The sequence below is a fragment of the Gemmatimonadota bacterium genome, from assembly GCA_016719105.1.
Classification (GTDB): Bacteria; Gemmatimonadota; Gemmatimonadetes; order Gemmatimonadales; family Gemmatimonadaceae; genus SCN-70-22.
This window is the reverse complement of sequence record JADKAQ010000001.1, coordinates 815,988-835,932: the sequence shown is the minus strand read 5'-3', so window position 1 is coordinate 835,932 and position 19,945 is coordinate 815,988. Positions and strand designations below refer to the sequence as shown.

Sequence of the window (19,945 nt, the reverse complement as noted above, 5' to 3'; positions counted from 1 at the left end):
GGACCTATGGGTGAAGGTGCTCGACAATTGGCGGCGTAACGAACGCTCGCTCAAGCGCTTCGGCTTCGTCATTCCAGAGGATTCTCAGTCGTGACGCTGTCGCCTCAACTGCTCGCCATCCTCGTTTGTCCCCGCTGCAAGGGGACGCTGGAACACCGCGAACGCGACGCGGTACTCGTGTGTCCTGCCTGCCGCCTCCAGTATCCCATCCGCGACGATATTCCCATCATGCTCACTGATGAGGCGACGCCCATTTAGGCGCCTTCGTCAGGTCGCAGTCGTTGCGCTCGGCCTCGTCGCGTCGATCGCGCCGAGGCGGCTGCGCGCGCAGAATGGAATCGCCGATCAAGCGGCGCTCTTCCTGCTCCTTCCGGTCTCCGCACGCGCGGTCGGCATGGGGCAATCGATGATGGCGGCGAATGGGAGCGGCGATGCGGTATGGTGGAATCCGGCCGGCATCGCCACCGTGCGACGCGGCGATGCCGCCCTACACCACTCCCAGAGCGTCATCGGAACCAGCGAGGCGTTGACGGTGACGGCGGCTTCCTCGCTGCTCGGGGTCGTGGCGCTCTCGGCCAACATCCTCGACTTCGGCGGTGACATCCCCGCGGTGGACAATCAGGGTAACGTGGTAGGGAAGATCCTTCCCCGAAACCTTGCATTGGTAGGGACTTACGCCACGACGATCGGACGACGCGTGAGGGCCGGCGTCTCCTATAAGCTGGTCCAGTTTCGCTTCGACTGCGAAGGGCTGTGCCCTTCGCTCCCAACCAAGCAGGCGTCCACCAGCGCGCTCGACGGCGGCGTGCAGTTCGACCTTCCGACGAAGCTGCCCATCACGATCGGAGCGGCCATCCGAAACGTGGGGGTCGACCTGCAGATCAACGACAGTCCGCAATCGGACCCGCTTCCGACGCGATTGCAGATCGGTGCGACGGCGCGCTACGTGATCCCCAAGGTGTACGCAGACGACGCGGAGCTCCTCGTGTCGGCCGACGTCATCGATGACGTCCCAGTCGGTAAGCCGCTTCCCCGGGTCGGTGGAGAGTTCGTGTGGGAGAAGAAGGCGTTCCTTCGCGCGGGCTACGTCTTCTCGTCCGGATCGACGGAGTCCGGTGGTCCGACACTCGGGCTCGGCTTCGTAGCCGGGCGACTGGTCATCGACTTCGCGCGCGTCTTCGCCGGCTTGTCCGCCGACGCTGGTCAGGCGCCCACGTACCTGTCGCTCCGCTTGACCTTCTGATGCGGAGCACCACCAAGACCCATTCGGTGGTCGGAAGGGTCGTCATGGGCGCAGCTGCCCTGCTGGCGATTCTTCCGCATCCATCGGACGCGCAACGGGTGTCCCCCGATCGGTTCGTCCACCGGCCGCCCCCTGTTTCCTCGCTCGGGGCCACCGCGACCGACCTCGGTGGTATGCGGGCGAATGGCGATGCCGGGCCCCTCGGGGTGGCCGCGCGACGTGCTCTCGCTTCGGATGGCGCCGCGAGCGTGGCGCGCCCCACCTCATGGGCAATCCTGGCTTCGGCAATCGTCCCTGGTGCAGGGCAGGCGCTACTTCGTCAACGTCGCGCCATCGTGTATGTCGCGCTGGAGGCGTTCGCCCTCTCGAGCTACAACTCGCACACGAGAGTCGCTCGCCGAACGCGAAACGAGTACCGATCGCTCGCGTCGGCGGTGGCCAGATCGCCGTTCTCGACGAGTCGACCCGTCGGGGACTTCGACTACTACGAGCGCATGGAGCACTTCGCGTCCAGCGGCGCGTTCGATCTCGCCGGCGGGGCTGGTGGGCTTCAGCCGGAAGTTGACTCCACCACGTTCAACGGTGCCACGTGGCTCCTCGCGCGCCGAACGTACTGGAAGAATCCGTTTCAGCCGCCAGAACGCGGTTCCGCCGAGTGGGCCAAGGCGGAACAGTTCTACCTGCAGCGCGCCGTACGCCCCGAGTACCGGTGGTCCTGGGCGGGAGCGGACGGTGAGTACTCGCGATTTCGTCAGCTTATACGGCGCAGCAACGAGGGATACCGATCGGCGGTCGCCGACCTCGGCGTTGCCCTGGGGAATCACGTCCTCAGCGCCATCGACGCCTCGGTTTCGCTGCGCCTGGCGCAGCGGCGCACGGCGCTGGGCCGGTCGTACGATGTATCGGTAGCGATCCCTCTCGCGTTCGGACATTGATGCTCGGCACCTGGTTGGGGCGCTGCGCGTGACGACTCGGGGCCTGCACATGACGAGCGCGTCGTGAGGCATACGGCTCCTGTCACCGAAGCGCGCGCGGATCGTCGTAGCCATGAGAAGGGGCGCTCCCCTTCCAGCGAGCGATCGGCGGTCGGCGCGAAGGCGAAAATGCGGCGACACAAGGTTTTGCCCGCTTTGACCAAGTCTTCGCCGCCGGGTATCTTGCGCCCGTCCCGCTCACCCATCTCATAGCGTGCCGCTTCCTTCCGCGATGCTGTTCTCCCCGCGTGGCGAGACGCTCCCCGCGGCCGTGGCGTCGTGGGTGCGGGAGCGCGGTCTCCCCGCCAGCACCGTCGCGAGCGGTAATGCTCTCCTCGACGTCGCCCTTCGAAGCCGTCCGCGCGTCGTGGTGTTCGACGCTCGCTTCGAAGACTCGACGAGCGAGCTGTGGGGGGCGTGCCGCCGGCTCAAGTCGGACTCCTTCACTGGAATCGTCCCGGCGGTCGTGCTGATCGGCGAGTCCCCGGGAGCGTTCGAACTGGCTCTCGAGAGTGGGGCGGACGAGATCCTTCGCATCGGCGTGTCGGATTCCGAGATCTCGCAGCGACTCGACCTGCTCCTTCGGCGTTCCGACCGGGATGTGTACGTGCATCCGTCGACGCGACTCCCGGGGACGATCGAGATCGAGGCTGAAATCGGGCGTCGGATGGAACGCAACGAGTTGTACGCCGTCTGCTATGCCGACCTCGACCACTTCAAGGAATACAACGATCGGTACAGCTATTACGACGGCGATCGTGTCATTCGTCTGCTCGCGAAGCTGCTGCACGACGTGGTGAAGGGCGTGTGCGGCGAGCGAGGCTTCGTCGGACACATCGGCGGTGACGACTTCATCTTCATCATCCCGGCGGTGGAGCTGAACGACGTCTGCTCGGAGATCGTGACGGTGTTCGACCTGCTGGTGCCGTATCAGTATTCGGAGCAGGACCGTCGAGCCGGCTACTTCTTCGGGAAGGACCGACGCGGCCAGCTGCACCGCGTCCCGTTGATGACACTGTCGATCGGCGTGGTGACCAACGAGCGTCGTCACTTCGCCACCGCGGCACAGGTCGCCGAGCTGGCGACCGAGATGAAGGGGTATGCGAAGACCCTTGCCGGTTCGGTGTATACTGTGGATCGTCGGACCGATGCGGTTTCGCCAGGGGCGGAACCCACTCCTCCGCGTCCGCAGCGAACCATCAGTGTGATTGACGAGTCATGAACGTCTCGTGTCCCGAGTGCCAGTCCGTCTTTCGCGTGGATCCCGTGAAGGTCACGGGGGCCAACCTTCGTGCACGATGCTCCATCTGCGGGGGGTTGATTCCGGTGGGGGCCAGCGTGCGTTGGGCGGACGAATTCCCGAGCTCGATGGCGTCGGGAGCTGGGGCGCCCTGGCCTGCGATCGCGTCGACGCATTCGACGGAAGGCGTGCGTCGTTCGGCGACGGTCTCGCTCCCAGCTCCGGCCCCCGCCCCGACACCACCTGCGGCGCTGCCGCTGCCGGTGGCAGCCACGCCAGTGCCCGTGGCATACGCGCCGCCGATCGTGTCGTCACCGCCGACGGTCGACACGACATCGCGCGACGCCCCGGCCGCGCATGAGCTTCCGTCCTCGTTAGGTACGCCACCGGCGCGCGACGCAGTGGTGCGCGATGCCGGCGCGGTGCGTGTTCCGCCCTTCGCGCCCCCCCGTCGACCGACACCGGTCACGCCGGCCGTCGCGATGCCGCCGCTCGCCACGCCCTCGGCTCCACCCGCGGCACTGGCTCCGACGCTCCGGCCACCCACGCCGGCCTTCGTGCCGTCGCCGGCGCTCGAGGGACTCGGCGCGCCGCGCGATGCCGCGACGCTCGGGGCATCGCGGGATGCCGCGACACCGCGCGAGGTCACCCCGATGGCACCGGTGTCGACGGCTTCCGCCGCCCCTGTCGTTCCGCCCCCCGCGACGAGCCCGGACCTGCCGAGCGAGCCACGTGGAGCGCCAACGTCATCGCCCGCCGGCGCGGTAAGCACGAGCGCCGCTGCGGCTGCAAGCGGGACGTCGACTTCCGGCGGGGCGCCGTTGGCGCGGCGCCCGATCAATCCCTTCCTGTCCAACGATCCGAACCAGAAGGCTCGGCGACTCGCGCGCGCGCTCGTCTCCGACATGGTGGCGTATCATCCGCAGAAGCGTGAGGAAGGGGCGCGCAACGGGACGCTCAAGCAGCTCTTTCGCGAAGAGATCAAGAAGAGCTACGAAGAGTACGTCGAGCAGGTGGGGCGCGAGTTCGCGGAGAGTACGACGCACTTTCAGGAGGCGCTGAACGACGTGTTGGCGGGGGGCAAGCGCATCTTCTAGCGCGGTGGCGGGGGAGGGGTGCGGGCTAGAACGCCACAGCGCCCGGCGCTATGTTTCGCCCGAGGAGTTTCGAACACCGGACGGGCCGTTCTCCGAGGTGGAGGACGGCTCGCGTCACATGCGGACTCGCGGAGACACAGCACCGATGGCCGACACCGAACGCGCGCGCACGCTCTCGGGCTACGACGAGCGATTGACCGAGTTGCGGAGGTATCTTTGACCTCGCCGGCAAGCGGGACAGCCTAACGACGCTCGAGCACCAGATGACGGGGGCGGGTTTCTGGGACGACCAGGAGCGCGCCCGCGACGTGGTGCAGCGCGTCAAGACGCTGAAGGCGTGGGTCGAGCCGTTCGATCGGCTCGAGGGACGCGTGCGCAGCGCGCGGGAGCTGGACGATCTTCTCACCGCCGAGCCCGACGAGGAGATGATTCGTGACCTCGACCAGGAGACCGACGCCATCGAGTCGTCGCTCCGCGAGTACGAGTTGCGGTCACTGCTCCAGGGCCCGGACGACTTCCGTGACGCGCAGCTCGAGATCTCGGCGGGGGCCGGCGGGACGGAGGCGATGGATTGGGCGCAGATGCTCCTGCGCATGTACTCGCGCTGGGCCGAGCGTCATGGCTTCGGGCTCGAGATCCTCGACATGTCCGAGGGCGAGGAGGCCGGGATCAAGGGGGCGGTGGTCGAGATCAAGGGGCACTACGCCTTCGGCTTCCTGCGCCCGGAGACCGGGGTACACCGCCTGGTTCGTATCTCGCCGTTCGACTCGAATGCGCGCCGGCACACGAGCTTTGCGTCGGTCTTCGTGTATCCGGTGGTCAATGAGGAGATCAACATCGAGATTCGCGAGGAGGACATCAAGATGGACGTCTTCCGCGCGAGCGGTGCCGGCGGTCAGCACGTCAACAAGACGTCGTCGGCCGTGCGCCTGACGCACATCCCGTCGGGCGTGGTGGTCTCCTCGCAACAGGAGCGGTCGCAGTTCAAGAACAAGGCGACCGCCATGAAGCAGCTCAAGAACAAGCTCTACCAGATCGAGGCCGACAAGCAGGCCGCCGCCAAGGCCAAGCTCGACTCCACCAAGTCCGACGTCTCCTTCGGGAGCCAGATTCGCAGCTACGTCTTCCAGCCGTACACCATGGTCAACGACCACCGGACCGAACTGAAGATCCCTGATGTGCAGCGCATCATGGACGGCGACATCGACGAGTTCATCGAGGCGTACCTGAAGCAGTACGGGGCCGGCGCGGCTGGCGCGGCGGGGGTCGCATGAGCGACGACCTGAACTTCGTGCTCAAGGCGCGACGCGACAAGCTCTCGCAGCTCGAAGCGTTAGGCGTGGCCCCGTTCGCGTACGGGTTCGACGTGACGCACGACGCGGCGAGCGCGCTCCGGGCGCTCCCCCCGGACGCCGAGACGGGGGCGCGCGTGGCGGTCGCGGGGCGCATCGTCGCCTGGCGCCCGCACGGCAAGACGATCTTCGGGCATGTGGCCGACGCACACTCACGGATCCAGGTCTACTTCCGGCGCGATGAACTGGGTGACGCGGTCTTCACCGAGCTTGCCTTGTATGACATCGGTGACATCGTCGGCGTCGAGGGGACGCTCTTTCGCACGCGTACGGGCGAGACGACCGTGAAGGCCGAGCGGGCGACGCTGCTGGCGAAGTCGCTGCGCCCGCTCCCGTACGGCAAGGACGAAATCGTCGACGGCGTCGTCGTGCGTCACTCTGGCTTTGCCGACCCGGAGATGCGATATCGTCAGCGCTATGCCGACCTCGCAGTGAACGCCGACGTTCGGCGTCGGTTCGTGGCGCGGAGCCGGATGATGACGGAGATCCGGCGGGCCCTGGACGAACTCGGCTACCTCGAGGTGGAAACGCCGGTCTTGCAGCCGCTGTATGGCGGGGCCGCCGCGCGCCCCTTCGTCACGCATCACAATGCGCTCGACATGCCGCTCTACCTGCGGATTGCAGACGAGCTGTACCTCAAGCGCCTGGTGGTCGGGGGGCTCGATCGCGTGTACGAGATCGGGCATGATTTCCGGAACGAGGGGATCGACCGCACGCACAATCCCGAGTTCACGATGCTCGAGTTCTACGAGGCCTACGCCGACTACCGCGTGATGATGGCGCGCGTGGAAGCGCTGCTCATTCGCGCGTCGGACGCGGTGCGTGCGGTCTTGTCGCCCGATGCGGCGAGCGCCGAGGAGCGGTTGCTCCTGACGGACGAAGGGTTCGTCGACGTGCCGCGATTCTCCCCGCCGTTCCCGCGCATCGAGTGGGTGCCGTCGCTCAACCAGGCGTTGGGCGCCGATTGCATGACGGCCGACATCGCCGCCCTGCGGCACATGGCGCACCGCATCGGGGTACACAAGGTCGAGACGTTGAGCCGCCCCAAGCTCCTCGACGAGATGTTCCAGGCGCTTGTCGAATCGACCATCGACACGCCGACGTTCGTCGTGGACTATCCGGTGGAGCTGTCGCCGCTCGCCAAGCCCAAGCGCGGGGTCGAGGGACTCACGGAGCGCTTCGAGCTCTTCGCCAAGGGGAAGGAACTGGCCAACGCCTTCAGCGAACTCAACGACCCGCTCGACCAGCGTCGGCGCTTCGAGGCGCAGGCGCGCCTGAAGGCCGAGGGAGACGAGGAGGCCAGCGGAGTCGACGAGGACTACCTGCGCGCGATGGAGTACGGGATGCCCCCCATGGGTGGCGTCGGGATCGGCATGGACCGATTGTTCATGTACCTCTCGGCGTCGGCCAACATCCGCGACGTGATCCTCTTTCCCACGATGCGCCCGGAATGAACGGGATCGAGTTCGACATCGCCTGGCGATACCTGCGCAGCCGGCGTGGGTCAAAGCTGCTGTCGTTCATTAGTGTGATCGCCATCGGCGGCGTGATCGTCGGGGTGAGCGCGCTGATCGTCGTCATGGGGGTGATGAACGGCCTGCAGCGCGACCTGCGCGAGAAGATCCTCATCGGCTCGCCCGACATTCGCGTGCTCAGCTACGGCGAGGACCTCAAGATCGCCGACTGGCGCGCCGTGATGGCGCGCGTGCAACAGGAACCGGGGGTGACGGCCGTCGCACCCTTCGTCCTCACGCAGGGGCTACTGAGCACCGGGCACGACTACGTCGAAGGGGCGTATGTCTCGGGGATCGAACCGCAGTCGCGAAAGACGATCGACGTGACCAGCATCCGGCAGCACGCGACCCAGGGGGATTTCCGCTTCGCCAGTTCCGATGGGCAGCAGCGGGGGGTCGTGCTCGGCAAGCTCCTGGCCGCACGCCTCAACGCGTATCCCCAGGATACCATCACCATCATGACGATTTCGGGGACGAAGCTGAATCGCGCCACCGGGACCTTCGTCCCGCGGCCGATTCGGTTCGAGGTCACCGGGGTCTTTGAGACGGGGATGTACGAGTACGACAACGCGTATGTCTTCATGTCGCTGGCAGCGGCGCAGGACATCGCGGGGCTCGACAGCGCCGTCACCGGGCTCGAGGTCAAGACGACCGATCGCTGGCGCGCCCCCGAGATCGCCCCCGTGCTCGCGCAGCGCCTCGGCTTTCCCTACCGTACGGTGGACTGGCAGGAGCAGAACTCGTCGCTGTTTCAGGCACTGAAGCTCGAGAAGCTCGGCATGGGCGTCATCCTGCTCCTGATCGTCGTGGTGGCCGCCTTCAACATCGTGAGCAACCTGACGATGGTCGTAGCCGACAAGACGAAGGAAATCGGAATCCTGAAGGCGATGGGGATGACCGCGCGCTCGGTTCGGAAGGTCTTCCTCACGCAGGGGCTGGTGATCGGCTTCGCGGGGACATTTCTGGGGCTCGTGTTGGGGTTGGTCGTGTCGGTCGCACTCGGGAAGTACAAGCTCATCAAGCTGGATCCGGCGATCTATTTCATCGACCACCTGCCGGTGACGACCGAATGGAGCGACGTGGCGCTGACGGTCCTGGCGTCGGTCCTCATTGCGGGGCTGGCGACGCTGTATCCCGCGCAGCAGGCAGCGAAGCTCTACCCGATCGAAGCGATCCGGCATGAGTAGCGAGCGAACGAGGCCCGCGGGAACCGGCCGTCGCTCGTTCGGGCTAGTTGTGTGGGTGGCGCGCGTGTGCGAGAGTGTTCATCAGGTGTCTCTGGGGCGAGGCTGATTCCGGATGTCCGTTCTAGTAGCCGAGGGAATCGTCAAGTCGTACCGCGGGGGCGACGGTGGAATCCTGCACATCCTCAACGGGGTTGAGCTCCGCGTGGCGCGTGCGGAGATGATCGCCGTCGTGGGGACGAGCGGGGCCGGCAAGAGCACGCTGCTGCACGTCATGGGGGCACTCGACCGCCCGACCAAGGGGCGAGTCGTGGTGGACGGCGAATCGCTCGAGGGACGGTCGGACGAGGAGTTGGCGACGATTCGCAACCACAAGGTGGGCTTCGTCTTCCAGTTTCATCACCTGCTGCGGGAGTTCACGGCGCTCGAGAATGTGATGATGCCGGCGCGGATCGCCGGCCGCGATGTTCGGACCGCGCGCAGCCGTGCGGAGGAGCTGCTGTCTCGGGTGGGGCTGAGCGGACGCATGCACCATCGCCCCTCGGAGCTGTCGGGTGGCGAGCAGCAGCGAACGGCGGTGGCGCGGTCGCTGGCGATGGATCCGGTCCTGCTGTTGGCCGATGAGCCCTCCGGCAACCTCGATCATGGCAGCGCGGAGCGGTTGCACGACCTGTTGGCGGAGTTGGCGCGGGACCTCGAGATTGGCATGGTCGTCGTGACGCACAACCGATCGCTGGCGGCGCGGGCCGATCGGGTTCTCCTGTTGGAGGATGGGGTGTTGGCCGAAACTGACGTGAGAGGAGTGGTCGCCTGATGCTCTGCGATGTGTGCCGCGAGCAGGACGCCAGCGTGCACCTGACCCAGGCGGCTGGGGGTGAGGTGACGCAGCGGCACCTGTGCGCCAAGTGCGCGGCGGAGCAGGGGATCGAGACAACCGTCACCACGCCCCCCAAGAACGTCCTCGGAGAATTCTTGCAGGCGGTCCAACAGCAGGCGAGCGCGTCGCAGGCCGACGCGGTGCGGTGCACGTATTGCTCGATGACGCTGCGCGATTTCCGCGCGACCGGGCGTCTGGGCTGCTCTCGCTGTTACGCGACGTTCGAGCAGAGTCTGCGCGAACTGCTGCGTCGCGTGCAGGGGAGCGCCAAGCATGTCGGGCGCCGCTACGTCCCGCCGGCGGCCGAGATCCTGGAGAAGGCGACGACGATCGGCGAGTTGCGCGACCGGTTGCGCCGCGCCATCGAGAACGAGGAGTTCGAGGCGGCGGCGACGCTGCGCGACCAGATCAAGGACGCCGAGTGATGCTCGATCTGACGCTCCTTCCCGACGGCGGCATGGGGTGGCTGGACGGCTCCGGCGAGCACGCGGATGTCGTCCTGTCGACGCGTATTCGCCTCGCGCGCAACGTCGAGGGGTATGCGTTCACGGGACGGGCGCGCGAGGGGGAACGATTGCGGGTGCTGCAGCAGGTGCGAGACGCCATGCCGCACCTGCCAAGCCTGCGCGGTGGCGTGGTCCTGCGCGTCGACGAGATGGCCCCTAACGATCGTCAGCTCTTGCACGAACGGCACCTCGTGAGCAAGGAGCTGGCGGGGCTGGAGAATGCGCTGCCGCTCCGCGGGGGGGCGGCGGTCGTGCTGGGGGAAGGGGTGGGCGTGATGGTGAATGAGGAGGACCACCTTCGCCTGCAGGCGCTGCGCTCAGGGCTCGAGATTGCCCGAACGCTGTCGGCGGTGGAGCGGCTGGACCGGGAGCTTGGCTCGCGCCTGCCGTACGCCTACCACGACGATTTCGGGTTCCTGACGGCCTGCCCGACCAATACGGGAACCGGAATGCGTGCGTCGGTGCTCATCCACTTGCCGGGGCTGGTCCTGACCAAGGAGATCGCCAAGGTGTTGGCGGGGCTCCATGCCATGGGGCTGACCTACCGTGGGTTGTATGGTGAGGGGAGCGAGGTGGTGGGCAATTTCTTCCAGATTTCGAACCAGACGACCCTGGGTCGGACCGAGGAGGAGTTGGCGGACCACCTGCTGCGCGTTGTGCGTCACGTGATCCAGCGGGAGCACGAGGCACGGCGCGTGCTGTGGCGGGATGCGGGCTATATTATTGAGGACAAGCTGTGGCGGGCCTATGGGACGCTTCGCTTCGCGCGCAGTCTCACGTTCGATGAGGCGATGAACTACCTCAGCGGCGTGCGGCTGGCGGTGGGGCTGAAACTGATCAGCGGGCTCAGTGTATACACGCTCAACAAGCTCCTGATCTTCTGCCAGAGTGCGCACCTGGCATACGCAGAAGGGCGCGCGCTGACCGAGAGCGAAGCCAATGTGGCGCGAGCGCGCTACGTGCGGCAGGCGCTCGAAGCCGAGGCGGACCCGGTTGCCTAACGGCGATGCGGGAACCGAGCTGAGGGACTCATGAACGGCTATAACTTCACCGAGCGGGTGCGAAAGGTCCTCCAGATGGCGCGGGAGGAGGCGCAGCGCCTGCACCACGAGTACGTGGGAACGGAGCACATCCTGCTCGGGCTCATTCGCGAAGGCGAAGGAGTCGCGGCGGCCGTCCTCCAGAACCTCAACGTCGACCTCGACGAGATCCAGCAGAAGATCGAAGAGACGGTCAAGAAGGGGAAAGCTGCCCAGACGACGGGGCCGGACCTCCCCTACACGTCGCGCGCCAAGAAGGTGCTCGAGCTGGCGATGAGCGAAGCGCGGGAGCTCAATCACTCGTATGTCGGGACCGAGCACCTGCTGCTTGGCCTGCTGCGCGAGGAGAAGGGGATCGCCGCCCAGGTGCTCACCGACGCTGGGGTCAACCTCGACGCGGCACGCGCCGAGACGTTGCGCCTGCTCGGCACCGAGATGCCGCCGCAGGGTGGCGGCAAGGAGCCGCAGCCGGGGAACGTCCCGCCGGCGGCGACGCCGCCCAAGGGGGAGAAAAAGTCCAAGACCCCGGCGCTCGACCACTTCTGCCGCGACCTCACGCAGCTTGCCTCGGAGCAGCAGCTCGATCCGACCATCGGGCGCGCCAAGGAGATCGAGCGCGTGATGGAGATCCTCACGCGCCGCAAGAAGAACAACCCGGTCCTCATCGGCGAACCCGGTGTCGGCAAGACGGCCATCGTCGAAGGGCTGGCGCAACTCATCGCGACGGGCGAGTGCCCGGACGCGCTGCGCGAACATCGCGTGCTGTCGCTGGACATGGCGGCCGTCATCGCCGGGACCAAGTACCGCGGCCAGTTCGAGGAGCGGCTCAAGGCGGTGATGAACGAGATCGCGCAGAACAAGAACGTGATCCTGTTCATCGACGAGCTGCACACGCTGGTTGGGGCAGGCGCCGCCGAAGGGGCGATCGACGCCTCCAACATGCTCAAGCCGGCGCTGGCGCGCGGTGAGCTGCAGTGCGTGGGCGCCTCGACGTTGAACGAGTATCGCAAGTACATCGAAAAGGACGGGGCGCTCGAGCGTCGCTTCCAGACGGTCGTGGTCGACCCGCCCTCGATCGACGAGACGGTGCAGATCCTTCAGGGGCTCAAGAAGAAGTATGAGGATCACCATCGGGTGATCATCCCTGATGACACGCTCGTCGCGGCGGCCAAGCTGTCGGAACGGTACATCACGGATCGTTTCCTCCCCGACAAGGCGATCGACGTGATCGACGAGGCCGGGGCGCGGGCACGGCTGGCGGCGCAGGTGCCGCCGCCGGAGGTGGCGCAGCTCAAGGACGAACTGGAGAAGGTCAATACCGAGAAGGAGGCCGCGGTCAGGGACCAGAACTTCGAGCGTGCTGCCGCCCTCCGGGACACCGAGCGCGAACTTCAGGGTGAAATTCGGAAGAAGCAGGACGAGTGGGAGAAGCGTCGCCAGTCGCATCGCCCGGTCCTCGGCGAGGAAGAGGTCGCCTTCATCGTGAGCCGCTGGACGGGGATTCCCGTCACCCGGCTTCAGGAGGCGGAGAGCTCGCGTCTGCTGCGGATGGAGGAGGAACTCCACGAGTCAGTGGTCGCCCAGGAAGAGGCGATCAAGGCGATTGCTCGTTCCATCCGGCGCAGTCGTGCCGGGCTTAAGGACCCCAAGCGTCCGATCGGCTCGTTCATCTTTTGCGGCCCGACGGGCGTCGGGAAGACAGAACTCGCGCGCTCGCTGGCCAAGTTCCTGTTCGCGGACGCGTCGGCCCTGATCCGGGTCGACATGAGCGAGTACATGGAGAAGTTTTCGGTCTCGCGCCTGATCGGCGCGCCGCCGGGGTACGTGGGCTATGAGGATTCGGGGACGCTGACCAAGGCGGTTCGGCGGAAGCCGTACAGCGTGGTCCTCCTCGACGAGATCGAGAAGGCGCACCCGGACGTGTTCAATATCCTCCTGCAGGTCCTCGACGAGGGGCACCTGACGGACAACTACGGACGGGTCATCGACTTCAAGAACACGGTCGTGATCATGACCTCGAACGTGGGCGCCAAGGACGTCGCGAAGAACAAGTCGCTGGGCTTCACGGCACCGGACTTCAAGGCCTCGTTCGAGCGCATGTCGGAGAAGGTCAAGGAAGAGCTCCAGCAGGTCTTCAACCCGGAGTTCCTCAACCGGTTGGACGACGTCATCGTCTTCCACCCGCTTCAGAAGGAGCACATCGCCCAGATCGTGGGGATCATGCTCCGGGACGTCCAGAAGCGGATGTCGGAAGGCGAGTTGACGCTCAAGCTCAGCGATCCGGCGTCGGACTTCCTGGCCCGGAACGGCTACGACGAGCAGTACGGGGCGCGGCCGCTCAAGCGGGCGATCCAGCGGTACATCGAGGATCCGCTCTCGGAGAAGATCCTCTTGGGCGAGTTCGCCAAGGGCGACGAGATCGAGGTCGACCTGGCGGAGGACGGGCAGAAGCTCGCCTTCAAGGTTCTGAGCAATTCCGCTCCGAAGGCGTAAGCCCATTCGGGACGGGGGGTGTCGAAAGAACGGCCGGGTTCACACTGAACCCGGCCGTTCCCTTTGTGTATATTTCCCGGCTATGTCGCGGAAGCTGTTAGCGCTCCTGGCGCTTGGCCTGTTCTCTCGTGTGGCGTCCGCTCAGGACGCCGCCACGCAGGGACGTTGCACCACCCCGGACTCCATCGCTGTCCGGGGGAACAAGCGCGTCACCACCACTGACGTCGTCTCCGAAGCCGGGTTGCTTGCCGGTACGCAGCTCAACTACAAGGCGGTGCAACGCGCCATCAAGGCGTTGTACCAGTCCGGGCAGTACGAGCGCGTCGGCATCACCTGTGACCTCGACGATGCGCGCAACTTTGCCGTGCTCGCCATCGAGGTGAAGGAGCGCCCGCTCCTCGTGGAGACGGATGTGCAGGGTGTCGATCAGCTGTCGGGGCGAAGTGTTCGCGACAAGATCGACCTGGGGTACAACAAGCCGCTCGATCCGTCGGCGGTTGCGTTGGCGGTGCACCGCATCGATTCGCTGTACGAGAAGAACGGCTACTTCCTGGCGCGCGTGACCGTCGACAGCCAGAAGATCGGCGATGAAGCCGTCAAGCTCTTCTTCCGCGTGGACGAAGGGCGACGCCTGGCTGTGTCGGGGGTGAAGCTCACGGGGAATCGCAGCCTCAAGGCCAAGGAGGTCGTGGGGGCGATGAAGACACAGCCCGAGGGGTTCCTCTTCTGGAAGAAGGGGGAGTTTGACGAAGACAAGTACGCGGGTGACCTCGCCGAGCGCATTCCGCAGTTGTACGCCAAGCGTGGATTTATCGATTTCCGCGTCGCGCGCGACACGTTGATGATCGATCGTGCGCGCGGGAAGGCGCTCGTCGACCTCTCGGTGGAGGAGGGGCCGCGCTACAAGGTGGGCGAGTTCGAGGTCACCGGGAACAAGCACTTCTCCAGCGAGGACCTCGCGCGCTTCTATCCGTTTGGCGAACAGACGCGCCCGGTGATGTCTCGCGTGACCGACTTCCTGAAGCGCCGGTCGCCGACCCCGAAGGGGATCTTCGACCAGGCGGCATGGGAAGACGCGAAGCAGAAGATTTCGAGCGCCTACGCCACTGAGGGGTACATCTACGCGAACGTGCGACCGGTCGTGGAGCGTCGCGTGATGCCCGACTCGTCGCGCTACGTCGACCTGCGCTGGGAAGTCGAGGAGCGAACGCCCGCCGTCATCAACCGTATCGAGATCTTCGGCAACGACTACACGCAGGAAACCTGCATTCGCGACCAGCTGGTCATCCTGCCGGGGCAGGTGTTCAACCAGGAGGCGCTGATCCGCTCGTGGCAGAGCCTGGGGAACCTGGGCTTCTTCGAGACGCCGATTCCGCCGCCGGACACGCGCACGGCCAACGACCAGGGAGACGTCGACATCGTCTTCCGGGTGAAGGAGAAGCGCACCGGCAACGTGAACTTCGGCGCGTCCATGGGGCAGGGGACCGGGGTGGGTGGCTTTATCGGCCTGGACCAGCCCAACCTGTTCGGCCAGTGCAAGCGTGGCTCGCTGCAGTGGCAGTTCGGGCGCTACATCAACGACTTCAACCTCTCGTACTCGGACCCACGCATCAAGCAGTCGCTGGTGTCGGGGACGCTGTCGGTGTATCGCTCCTTGCAGCGTTACTACATCGCCGACCTCGGGCGTTCGTTGCGCACCGGGGCGCAGCTGCAATTCGGTGTCCCGCTGCCGCGCTCGCCGTACACACGCGTCTTCCTCTCGTACGGGGCGGAGAACGTGACGTTCGGGACGCAGGGGTTGCTGGGCGATTTCCGATCGGATTACGGCAACAAGTCGTTCCGCTCGACGTTGGGGGCGTCGCTCACGCGCGACACGCGCATCGACCTCCCGTTCCCGACGGCGGGGGCGCAGTACAACGTGGCGGCGAACTTCAATGGCGGGATTCTCGGCGGGACGTCGTCGTTCCAGCGCTATACGGCGGATGCCAGCGCTTTTGCCCCGTTGGGGCAACTCGGCGGCGGGCGTCCGGGTTCGCAGCCGATCAAGTTCGTGGCCGGGCTCACGGCCCGCAGCGGCGCGGTGTTCGGCGACACGGGGCCGTTCTTCTTCTCGCAGGAGTTCGCGTTAGGCGGCGTGCAATTCGGCGAACGGCTTCGCGGGTATGAGGAGTTCTCGATCTCGCCCTCGGGGTACGTGACGGGGACGAGCACCTTCAACGCCCGTCGCGAATCGTTCGGCCGCGCGTTCTTCAGCACCACGGCGGAAGTCGGCATGCGGGTGAACCAGGCGTTGTACCTGGCGGCGTTCTACGACGCCGGCAACGTGTGGCGGAAGCCGCGCGATTTCGACCCGACGCGGCTGTTCCGCGGCGCGGGGATCAGCGCGTCGACCGTCACGCCGCTGGGTCCCCTGGGGCTGGACTACGCGTACGGTTTCGACCGGCTCGATGCCAACGGCAACAAGGCCCCGAAGTGGCAGCTGCACTTCCGGCTCGGCCAGCTCTTCTAGTCGCAGCGCACTCCCACGCAGCTTATGCACCTCCCGCAGTCGCAGGCGTTACGCAGGGCCCCTCGACCATAGCGCTTCCAGTACCGCTCTTATCGCACCGGAGACCACATGTTGTACTCACGTGTTCGCGCAGTTCTCATGGCTGTTGGCTTTCTTGCCCTTGGCGCCGGCGTGGCGTCGGCCCAGTCGGCCGGGGTGAAGTTCGCCTACATCGATTCCCGCGTCGTGCTCGACAAGGCGCCGGGGCGCGCCGCGGCGGAAAGCACCTTCCAGAAGGAGTACGACGCCGCGCAGGTCAAGATCAAGAAGATGCAGGACACGCTCGAGGCGATGGCGTCCGCGTACCAGAAGGGGGCGGCGCAGATGACGGCGGTGAATCGCGAACTGCGCGAGAAGGAGATTCGCGAGAAGCAGCAGTCGTTCGAGAACGCCGCGCGCTTGCTCGACGTGCAGATGCAGCAGCGGCAGAACGAGCTGGTGCAGCCGATGATGGCGCAGATCCGCGAGGTGCTGGATGCCCTTCGCAAGGAAGACGGCTACTCCTTCATCTTCGACATCGGGACGCAGGCGAGCGTGATCGTGGCGGCCGACTCGACGCTGAACGTGACGGACAAGGTCGTCTCGCGACTGAAGCCGATTCCGGTGACCGCGGCGAAGCCGGACTCGACGAAGCCGTCGGGGATGAAGGCGCAGCCGGCGGGCGTCGTGCCGAAGAAGCCGACCTTCTAGTCGTGCCGGTCCGGCACCGGATGGCGGTGGCGGTGGTGGGGCGTCGCACGTGGCGCGCCCTGCCACCGCAACGTGCTTTCCGGAGTTAGGCCGACCGACGTCATCACCTGTCATGCTCACGGCACGCGAGATCGCGGACCTCGTTGGCGGGGTCCTTCACGGGGATGCGGAGGCGTCGGTATCCGGTGTCGCCCCGCTCGACCGGGCGACCACAGGACAGTTGACCTTCCTCGGCGTCGCCAAGTACGCGCCGCTCTTCGCGACCTGCGGGGCGAGCGTGGCGTTGGTCTCGCCGGAGCTGGCCGCGGTTGCCGGGACGGTGGCGGCGCGGGTGGTGGTGGCGCGACCCCAGGAGGCGATGCTGCGCGTCTTGCCGCAGCTCTTTGCCCCTCCGCCCCGGAAGGTCGGCATCGATCCCACCGCGCGCATCGGGCGCGGGGCGGTGATCGGCGCCGACGTGTGGGTGGGCGCCTACGTCGTGATCGGGGAGGGGGCCCGCATCGGCGATCGTGCGCAACTCGAGGCGCACGTGGTGATCGGGGACGGCGTGACGATCGGCGAGGACTCCCACCTGTACCCCCACGTGACGACGTATCCCGGGACGTCGTTAGGTGCGCGCGTGATCGTGCACGCGGGGGCCCGGCTGGGGAACGATGGGTTCGGCTACGTGTCGACGCGTGCCGGACACCAGAAGATCCCGCACGTGGGGCGCTGTTTCATCGAGGACGACGTGGAGATCGGTGCGAACACGACCATCGATCGCGGGAGCATCGATGACACGGTGATCGGCGCGGGGACGAAGATCGACAACCTCGTGATGATCGCGCACAACGTGCGGATTGGGCGCTTGTGCCTGATCGTGGCGCAGACGGGGATCTCCGGCAGCACGCACCTGGGCGATGGCTGCGTCGTGGGCGGACAGGCGGGGATCGCCGGGCATCACCAGATCGGCGCGGGGGCGCGGATCGGCGCGCAGGCAGGTGTCTTTGGTGACGTGCCGGCGGGGGAGACGTGGTCGGGCTACCCGGCGCGTCCCCACCGCGAGGCGCTGCGGGCGCAGGCGGCGACCTTCAAGCTCGCCGGCATGCTGCGACGCCTCGAGCAACTGTTGGGCGGGGGCGACGCGTGAGCGCGCCTCGTCGGCAGACCATTGCGCGCGCCGTCACGCTCGAGGGGGTGGGGTTGCACCTTGGAGTACCGTGCCGCCTGACCTTCCGCCCGGCCGCGCCGGGGAGCGGGATTCGGTTCGTTCGCGTCGACCTGGCGGGGGCACCCACGGTCCGCGCCCACGTCTCGGTGGCGGTGGAGACGGAGCGCCGGACGCAACTTGGGGAGGGGGAGGGGGCGTTGCACACGGTCGAGCATGTGCTGGCGGCGGTGGCGGCGCACGAGATCGACGATCTCTCGATCGAAATGGACGGTCCCGAGCCGCCAATCATGGACGGGAGCGCAGGACCCTTCTTTCGCGCGCTGGAGGAGGCAGGGATTGCGCCGCACGGCGGGCGGGTCGAGGTTCTGCGCGTGTCGTCGCCCGTTCGCGTGGAGCACGGCGAGTCGTGGTACGAGGTCTTCCCAGCCGATGCGCTGTCGCTCGAGGTCTCGATCGACTTCCCGCACCCGCTGGTGGGGCGACAGGAAGGACGCTACGAGGTGACGCCGTCGCGCTTCGCGGACGAATTGGCTGACGCGAGGACCTTCGGCTTCGCGCACGAGGTCGAGTACCTGCGCGGTCGGGGATTGATCAAGGGGGGCTCGACGGAAAACGCACTCGTGCTCGGCCCTGACGGAGTGGTGGACAACGCACTACGCTGGTCGGACGAGTTCGTGCGGCACAAGGCGATGGATTGTGTGGGGGACCTCGCCCTGGCGGGGAAGCGAGTGCAGGCGCGTGTGGTGGCCCACCGCCCCAGTCATGCCGGAACGGTGCGACTGGTGCGTGAACTGACCCAGAAGGCGTGCAAGGAGACGCAGGTGATCGAAATCGAAGAGATCATGAGGCTGCTCCCCCATCGGTATCCGTTCCTCCTCGTGGATCGCGTGATCGAGTACGAGGAAGGAAAGCGAGTGGTGGGGATCAAGAACGTGACGATCAACGAGCCGTTCTTTCAGGGGCACTTTCCCGGGCACCCGATCATGCCGGGAGTGCTCATCATCGAGGCGATGGCCCAGGTGGGGGGGATCCTCCTGATGGGGACGGTCACGAACGCCGAGGACAAGGTGGTCTACTTCACGTCGCTCGATAACGTGAAGTGGCGCAAGCCGGTGCGTCCTGGCGACCAGCTGCGCTTCGAGCTCGAGGTCGTGAAGATTCGTGGGCCGGTGTGCCAGATGCGTGGCGTGGCCAAGGTCGACGGCGGGCTGGTGGCGGAAGCCGACATGGCGGCGATGCTGAGGGACCGATGAGCACCGTCATCCATCCCACGGCGATCGTCTCGCCGCAGGCGGCGTTAGGCGAGGGGGTCAGGATCGGCCCGTTCGCCATCGTGGGCGAACAGTGCGAGCTGGGCGACGGCTGCGTGATCGAAGCGCGCGCCGTGCTCGAGCGTAACGTGAAGCTCGCCCCGCACGTGGTGGTCGGCATCGGGTCGGTGCTCGGCGGTGACCCGCAGGATCTCAAGTTCAAGGGCGAGGAGACCTGGGTCGAGATCGGCGAGGGGACGCGGATTCGCGAGTATACGACGATCAATCGCGGCACGTCGCAGTCGTATCGCACGACGGTGGGGCGCGGCTGCTTCCTGATGTCGTACGTACACCTGGCGCATGACTGCCACGTGGGCGATGGCGTCATCATCTCCAACGGGACGCAGCTGGCCGGGCACGTGACGGTCGAGGACCGGGTGATCATCTCTGGCCTCGTCGCCGTGCACCAGTTCGTGAAGATCGGCAAGCACGCCTTCGTTGGTGGGTGCTCGCGCGTGGCGAAGGACGTCCCGCCGTTCCTCAAGGCGGTCGGGAACCCGGTGAAGCTGTATGGGCTCAACAGCGTCGGCCTGCAGCGGAGTGGCTTCTCGGAGGAGACGGTGCGTGAGCTCAAGCGCGCGTATCGCCTGTTCTTCCGCTCGGAGCTCAACGTGTCGCAGGCCATGGAGCGCGCGCGCTCGGAGTTGCAGCCGATGGCCGAGGTGGATCACTTCCTGCGTTTCCTCGAGGACTCCGGCCGAGGGGTGGTGATTTGACCGGGCCCAGG

At 66.4% G+C, this 19,945-nt stretch carries 17 protein-coding genes; all 17 read left to right on the top strand.

Annotated elements, in window-relative coordinates; all coding sequences use genetic code 11:
* The first annotated feature begins 96 nt into the window (after nt 1-96).
* Entirely contained in the window at nt 97-258 is a 162-nt protein-coding gene (locus tag IPN47_03710; protein MBK9407152.1) for a Trm112 family protein, read from the top strand.
* Nucleotides 239-1,243, top strand: coding sequence for a PorV/PorQ family protein (locus tag IPN47_03705; protein ID MBK9407151.1), 1,005 nt, complete (start codon nt 239-241; stop codon nt 1,241-1,243). Before IPN47_03710 ends, IPN47_03705 begins: the two co-directional genes overlap by 20 nt.
* Nucleotides 1,244-1,578: 335 nt before the next feature.
* Nucleotides 1,579-2,178 carry a hypothetical protein gene (locus IPN47_03700; GenBank protein ID MBK9407150.1) on the top strand — a complete coding sequence of 200 codons (600 nt, stop codon included), beginning with the start codon at nt 1,579-1,581 and terminating at the stop codon, nt 2,176-2,178.
* Nucleotides 2,179-2,431: 253 nt separating this feature from the next.
* Nucleotides 2,432-3,439 (top strand): GGDEF domain-containing protein, encoded by a 1,008-nt coding sequence (locus tag IPN47_03695; GenBank protein MBK9407149.1) that lies wholly within the window; start codon nt 2,432-2,434, stop codon nt 3,437-3,439.
* On the top strand, nt 3,436-4,554 hold the full coding sequence (locus IPN47_03690; protein MBK9407148.1) for a zinc-ribbon domain-containing protein: 1,119 nt from the start codon (nt 3,436-3,438) through the stop codon (nt 4,552-4,554). The genes IPN47_03695 and IPN47_03690 overlap by 4 nt, the downstream gene beginning before the upstream one ends.
* A 212-nt stretch (nt 4,555-4,766) precedes the next feature.
* Entirely contained in the window at nt 4,767-5,828 is a 1,062-nt protein-coding gene (prfB, locus tag IPN47_03685) for a peptide chain release factor 2 (GenBank protein ID MBK9407147.1), read from the top strand.
* Entirely contained in the window at nt 5,825-7,360 is a 1,536-nt protein-coding gene (gene lysS, locus IPN47_03680; protein MBK9407146.1) for a lysine--tRNA ligase, read from the top strand. The genes prfB and lysS overlap by 4 nt, the downstream gene beginning before the upstream one ends.
* Entirely contained in the window at nt 7,357-8,607 is a 1,251-nt protein-coding gene (locus IPN47_03675; GenBank protein MBK9407145.1) for an ABC transporter permease, read from the top strand. The genes lysS and IPN47_03675 overlap by 4 nt, the downstream gene beginning before the upstream one ends.
* Nucleotides 8,608-8,719: 112 nt before the next feature.
* Entirely contained in the window at nt 8,720-9,418 is a 699-nt protein-coding gene (locus IPN47_03670; GenBank protein MBK9407144.1) for an ABC transporter ATP-binding protein, read from the top strand.
* Nucleotides 9,418-9,906, top strand: a complete 489-nt coding sequence (locus tag IPN47_03665) for a UvrB/UvrC motif-containing protein (GenBank protein ID MBK9407143.1) — start codon at nt 9,418-9,420, stop codon at nt 9,904-9,906. The genes IPN47_03670 and IPN47_03665 overlap by 1 nt, the downstream gene beginning before the upstream one ends.
* Nucleotides 9,906-10,988, top strand: a complete 1,083-nt coding sequence (locus IPN47_03660) for a protein arginine kinase (GenBank protein ID MBK9407142.1) — start codon at nt 9,906-9,908, stop codon at nt 10,986-10,988. The genes IPN47_03665 and IPN47_03660 overlap by 1 nt, the downstream gene beginning before the upstream one ends.
* Before the next feature lie 30 nt (nt 10,989-11,018).
* Nucleotides 11,019-13,520, top strand: coding sequence for an ATP-dependent Clp protease ATP-binding subunit (locus IPN47_03655; protein ID MBK9407141.1), 2,502 nt, complete (start codon nt 11,019-11,021; stop codon nt 13,518-13,520).
* Between the two features lie 130 nt (nt 13,521-13,650).
* The gene (gene bamA, locus IPN47_03650) at nt 13,651-16,029 is read left to right on the top strand and encodes an outer membrane protein assembly factor BamA (GenBank protein MBK9407140.1); all 2,379 of its coding nucleotides are present in this window, start codon (nt 13,651-13,653) and stop codon (nt 16,027-16,029) included.
* 138 nt (nt 16,030-16,167) lie between these two features.
* Nucleotides 16,168-16,758, top strand: a complete 591-nt coding sequence (locus IPN47_03645) for an OmpH family outer membrane protein (protein MBK9407139.1) — start codon at nt 16,168-16,170, stop codon at nt 16,756-16,758.
* Between the two features lie 112 nt (nt 16,759-16,870).
* Nucleotides 16,871-17,887 carry a UDP-3-O-(3-hydroxymyristoyl)glucosamine N-acyltransferase gene (lpxD, locus tag IPN47_03640; GenBank protein MBK9407138.1) on the top strand — a complete coding sequence of 339 codons (1,017 nt, stop codon included), beginning with the start codon at nt 16,871-16,873 and terminating at the stop codon, nt 17,885-17,887.
* A complete protein-coding gene (locus IPN47_03635; protein ID MBK9407137.1) occupies nt 17,884-19,161 on the top strand; it encodes a bifunctional UDP-3-O-[3-hydroxymyristoyl] N-acetylglucosamine deacetylase/3-hydroxyacyl-ACP dehydratase in 1,278 nt (425 codons plus the stop codon). Before lpxD ends, IPN47_03635 begins: the two co-directional genes overlap by 4 nt.
* Nucleotides 19,158-19,934 (top strand): acyl-ACP--UDP-N-acetylglucosamine O-acyltransferase, encoded by a 777-nt coding sequence (lpxA, locus tag IPN47_03630; protein ID MBK9407136.1) that lies wholly within the window; start codon nt 19,158-19,160, stop codon nt 19,932-19,934. Before IPN47_03635 ends, lpxA begins: the two co-directional genes overlap by 4 nt.
* Nucleotides 19,935-19,945 lie beyond the last annotated feature (11 nt).